Raw genomic sequence first — 4632 nt, 5'->3', positions numbered from 1 at the left:
CGGTCCAGACCTCCCCCAAGGAGATTGGTGCATGAAGCAATCGTAGTCGACAGACGCGCGGCGACTGGGGCTGGCGGACACGGGCCCATCGTTCTCACCGGGCCGTGAAACCGCCGTCCACCGTCACCACGGAACCCGTGACTCCACGCGCATCGTCGGACGCGAGCCACCGCGCCGCTGCCGCGACCTCGCCGGGTTCGACGAGCTTGTTGGTCGGCTGGGCCTGCACGAAAACCGACTCGTGCTCATCGACGCCGACACCCAGGGAGCGCGCGATCTCCGCCAGCATCCGCCCTTCGTACTCACTGCTGTCCCGCACCGATCCCGGGCACAGCGCATTCACCCGGACCCCGCTCGGCGCGTAGTCGAGGGCGACGGCCTTGGTGAGGCCGACCAGGCCGTGCTTAGCCGCAACGTACCCGGCGAAGTGGCGGTACCCGACGAGCCCGGCCGTCGAGGCGACATTGATGATGCTTCCGCTGCGCTGGGTGACCATGATCCGTCCGGCCGTCGCGATCGTCCGCCACGCCCCGGAGAGGTCGACGTCGATCATCAGACGCCACTCGGATTCGGCGATGTCGTGAGCGGCCTTTCCGGACGGTGCGGCGATTCCCGCATTGTTGAGCAGCACGTCGAGGCGACCGAATCGTTCGTGGGCGACCTGCACCGCTGCCGTGATCTCTGCGAGCTCGCGGACATCCACCGCCTGGGTCAGAACCGTCGCACCGTGCTCGCGGCACAACTCCGCGGTGTACTCGAGCTGACTCTGCGAACCGAGTGGGTACGGCACCCCTGGCAGGTTCCGGGTGATATCGACGAGCATGAGGTCGGCCCCAGCCGCCGCGAACTCGACGGCGCAGGCACGGCCGATCCCCCGCGCCGCGCCGGTCACGAAGGCCGTCTTTCCGGCGAGGTCGGCGCTCACCGAGCGTCCTCGGCGAGCTGCGCGGCAAGCAGTCGTACCAGCGCGTGCGGGTGCTCGGTCAGGTACATGTGCCCGCCGTCGACCTCGATCACCGACGTCCCCGCGGTCGTCGTCGCCGCCCACTCCGCCAACTGAGCGGCACCGACGAGGTGATCACCCCGCCCTCGGAGGGCGGTGATCGGGACGTCCAGCGGTGGGCGTGGTGGTGGCCGATAGTTTTCGTGCATCTCGACGTCGGCCCGGACGACGGGCAACAGCAGCTCGCGCAGTTCCGGGTTCGCCAGCGCGGGATGGGAGTACCCGGCCAGCTCACCCACCCGGTCGAGGAATTCCTCATCCGCCAACGACGACGCCCGGACCTCCCGCACGGTCGCCGGACCCGGCGATCCACTCACGAACAGGCGGGTCAGCGCGACGTCTCCGTCGGCAGTCAGGCGATGCGCCAGCTCGTAGGCCAGGACCGCACCGAGGCTGTGCCCGAACACGGCCACCCCGGAAGACTCCCGGAGGACCGACAGCACGCGCGGCGCAATGTCATGGACGGCGGCGTCGACCGAGGTGAGCAGGTCCTCACCAAAGCGTTCCTCGCGGCCGGGTAGCTGCACGGGGAGGATGTCGAGTCCACGCGGCGCACAACTCTGCCAATCGCGGAAGAAGGACGCGCCCACCCCTGCGTACGGCAGACACACCAGTGTCGCAGGTGACATTGTCACCTCCTTCTACGACGCCGAGGAAGACCGCTGCTGCTTCCGACCCTAGGCCGCGCTCCCCTGCGGTGTGGGAATTCGCCCGCGCAGGGCCGCCAGCACTTCCGCGGAGCACGCGAGCTGCCCAGCCTGCTCGACGTGCCCGTCGTCGAGCAGGCTGATGAATGCGGGTGAAGGGGGTGCATGGCACGCACACGGACAGCGACATGTGCTGGGTGTCAAGACCGACGGAACTCGACGTGGTCGGGAAGCTTGTCCACTGTCTGCTACACCACCCGGCCGATTGTCGGCACACCTGGTTGCGTGTCGATCCTCAGCAGCGGAATTGTCGGCGGGCTCAGCGGCGGGGCCGCTCACAAGGACCCCGGTCCGACTGTGAGGCAGCGGAATTGATACGCGTGCACGTCGTACCACCTACTATCGAATGCATGGGAGTCGCAGCCGCGGCACGAGCGCTCGGCCGCCTCCAGTACCGAATCGCGCGCATTCCCTTCCACCTCGTCGACGACACGGTGATGCCGGCATTCTTCGACGACGCTGCCCCGGCCCGGCTGGCGTACGAGTGGGTGCTGATCGAGTGTGACGAGGCCGCAGCGATTCTGTTCGACGACGACTTCGCAGCCACGCACGCACAGATGTTGCGGCAGCGCATTCGGCGAGCGTCCACTTATGCCGTGGCCTGCCCAGGCGACCCACGAATCAGACTTTCCCGAGTAACGAGGCGCACCGGCCCCGTGATCTGCGGTCGGCAGTTCTGGCGGGATGTGCAGTGTGGCGAGGGTGATCGGCATCCACCTGACGTCGATCCGGGCGATGCCGCGCCGGGGCGGAACGAGGGGGAGAATCAGCATTGTGCCCGCTCATCAGCCCGCACCACCTCTCCGCCCGGTGAAACCGATGCTGGCGACGCTCGGCTCACCACCGGGTGGAGACGACTGGGCGGTGGAGATGAAATTCGACGGTGTACGCGCCGTCGCCACCATCACCCCGGCCGCGGTGCACCTGTTCAGCCGCGACAACGCCGACATCACCGCTGCATACCCGGAGATCGCCGCCGGACTCTCCGAGATCAACCCAGGCCGAGGCGTAATAGTCGATGGTGAGATCGTCGCGCCCGCAGCCGGCAGCGGCCGACCGCGCTTCGACCTGCTCCGACAGCGGACCCCCATCCAGGATCCACCGCCCGCGCTGCAGCGCGCCGTACCGGTCGCCTTTTGCATCTTCGATCTGCTGGTGCACCGCGGGGCGCCGATCCTGCAGTGGCCGTACCTCGAGCGCCGACAACTCCTGGCCGACCTGAACCTCGATCTGGAGGGTGAGGCTCTACGGGTACCTCCACACTGGGTCGATGTCGCCGGCGAGGACATGCTCCGGTTAGCCGACGAGCACGGTCTCGAAGGAATTGTCGCCAAGAGAATGACCTCGCCCTATCGGCCCGGACGCCGCTCACCAGATTGGGTCAAAACTCCGCTAAGCAACAGCGCCGAGGTGATCGTCGGTGGGTGGGAAGCGACCAGCCGCGGCGGTCTGCGGTCGCTGATCGTCGGTGCCCACGCGGACCAGGTCGGCTTGATATTCGTCGGGCACGTCGGTTCCGGCTTCACCGAATCCCACCGGCGCCGAACGCTCATGCTGCTCCGGCCACTCGAGCGCCCTTCCAGTCCCTTCGACGATCATGTTCCCGATGAGCTTGCCGCTCACGCCCGCTGGGTGGAACCGATTCTGGTCGGCACCGTCGAGTACCGGGAGTTCACCCTGGACCGGCGGCTCCGCCACCCGTCGTGGAAGGGATTCCGCGCGGGGATAGACCCGAGATGGGTGACCGTCGAGCAGTTACCGTAGTCCCGCGCGTGTCTCGGCACGATGGCTTCTGTGCCTCGGCAGGCCCGGCCGGTCTTCGGGGCGCGGCCTTACACCGCCAGGAGCTTCGCCGATCCGGCGCCGCATCGGCGAAGCCCGGAATGGAACTGTGTTGTAGCTTTTCTGCATTTGAAATCGAGGCAGTCACAGGGCTCTTCCACTGTTACGTCCTTGGCGGCACCTCTCTCCGTGTCGGCAACCGATCAGCAAGGCGGCCGAGTAGAAATCGCACACTTCCCCCTCGGACCGGCGGGTCCGACAATAGGGAGCGTGAGTTCTCGACGTTCCGCCGCAGAGTGGGCAGTCGATCAGGTCCACGATGTGCGGGACGATCCTGCAGCCCGACTCGAGCTGATCGCCCGTACATATCACGGTCCGATCGGCAACGCGCCCCGGCACTTGCCGTTCCGCCGGGCGGCTTTGTCGTTCATGCGCTGGCAGATCGGTCGCGGCGTGCTGGCGCCGCTGAGTGCGATGCCGCCCGGCAGTCCGTGGTGGCGAGCGGTCAACGAACGGCTGATGCGCGACGGCTGCGAGGCTGTCGCCCGGAGCGGCGGAATGGGAGGGACGCCGTCCTCGCGCACGGTCGATCTGTGGATGCTTTTCGTTGCCGATCCGACCGCACGCACCTGGTACCGGGCCCACAATGCGAGCATTGCCTCCGCCTACCTGGACCATCGCGACCTTGCCTGCACCGAGAGCCGCCCCGAGCGGTTCTTTCTCAACGTGGTACTGCTCCGTGTTCTCTACGCCCATGCCTTGGTCTCGGCGCCGCGTCTGGCGCTGGGGCGGCTCGCGCCGGCCGGCCCCCTTCTGGGAGATCCTCGTCTCTCGATGACCGGGATCTTCCTGTCCCTTTCTCGGGTCCTTCCCGACCGATATCCCCTCGGAGACGACGTCGCGGCGTATGTCGCCGCCGAGCACAACATCGGTGAGATGCTGGACTACGGCATGATCGGGCCGCGACTGCAGCAGTTGTACGAGTGGTCGGCCGACGAACTCGACGAGCCGGGGCTACTCGACTGCATTTGCGACGGTAGTCCGACGTACGCCTGGTCCTACTCTGATCGCGAGGTGTGGCATCCGGCGAGCCCGGCCGCCACGATTCGCGCAGTTCGGCGGATATTGCCGGCGAACTAG

At 67.2% G+C, this 4632-nt stretch carries 5 protein-coding genes; 2 read left to right on the top strand and 3 right to left on the bottom strand.

The annotated features are described in order from the left end of the window. Positions 1 to 94: 94 nt before the first annotated feature. The 3 genes from JVH1_RS36285 to JVH1_RS36275 form a co-directional block, all read right to left on the bottom strand. Positions 95 to 925, bottom strand: coding sequence for an SDR family oxidoreductase (locus JVH1_RS36285; protein WP_009472792.1), 831 nt, complete (start codon positions 923 to 925; stop codon positions 95 to 97). Continuing rightward, the gene (locus tag JVH1_RS36280; protein WP_009472793.1) at positions 922 to 1632 is read right to left on the bottom strand and encodes a thioesterase II family protein; all 711 of its coding nucleotides are present in this window, start codon (positions 1630 to 1632) and stop codon (positions 922 to 924) included. The genes JVH1_RS36285 and JVH1_RS36280 overlap by 4 nt, the downstream gene beginning before the upstream one ends. Before the next feature lie 353 nt (positions 1633 to 1985). Beyond that, positions 1986 to 2423, bottom strand: coding sequence for a hypothetical protein (locus tag JVH1_RS36275; protein WP_157173906.1), 438 nt, complete (start codon positions 2421 to 2423; stop codon positions 1986 to 1988). Between the two features lie 61 nt (positions 2424 to 2484). Here JVH1_RS36275 and ligD point away from each other — a divergent pair, with 61 nt between their 5' ends. Continuing rightward, positions 2485 to 3474 carry a non-homologous end-joining DNA ligase gene (gene ligD / locus JVH1_RS36270; RefSeq protein ID WP_157173907.1) on the top strand — a complete coding sequence of 330 codons (990 nt, stop codon included), beginning with the start codon at positions 2485 to 2487 and terminating at the stop codon, positions 3472 to 3474. A 288-nt stretch (positions 3475 to 3762) separates the two neighbouring features. Next, on the top strand, positions 3763 to 4632 hold the full coding sequence (locus JVH1_RS36265; RefSeq protein ID WP_009472795.1) for a hypothetical protein: 870 nt from the start codon (positions 3763 to 3765) through the stop codon (positions 4630 to 4632).

This window comes from Rhodococcus sp. JVH1 (assembly GCF_000280725.2).
In the GTDB taxonomy this organism is placed as follows: Bacteria; Actinomycetota; Actinomycetes; order Mycobacteriales; family Mycobacteriaceae; genus Rhodococcus_F; species Rhodococcus_F jostii_A.
This window is presented reverse-complemented; position numbering and strand designations above follow the sequence as displayed.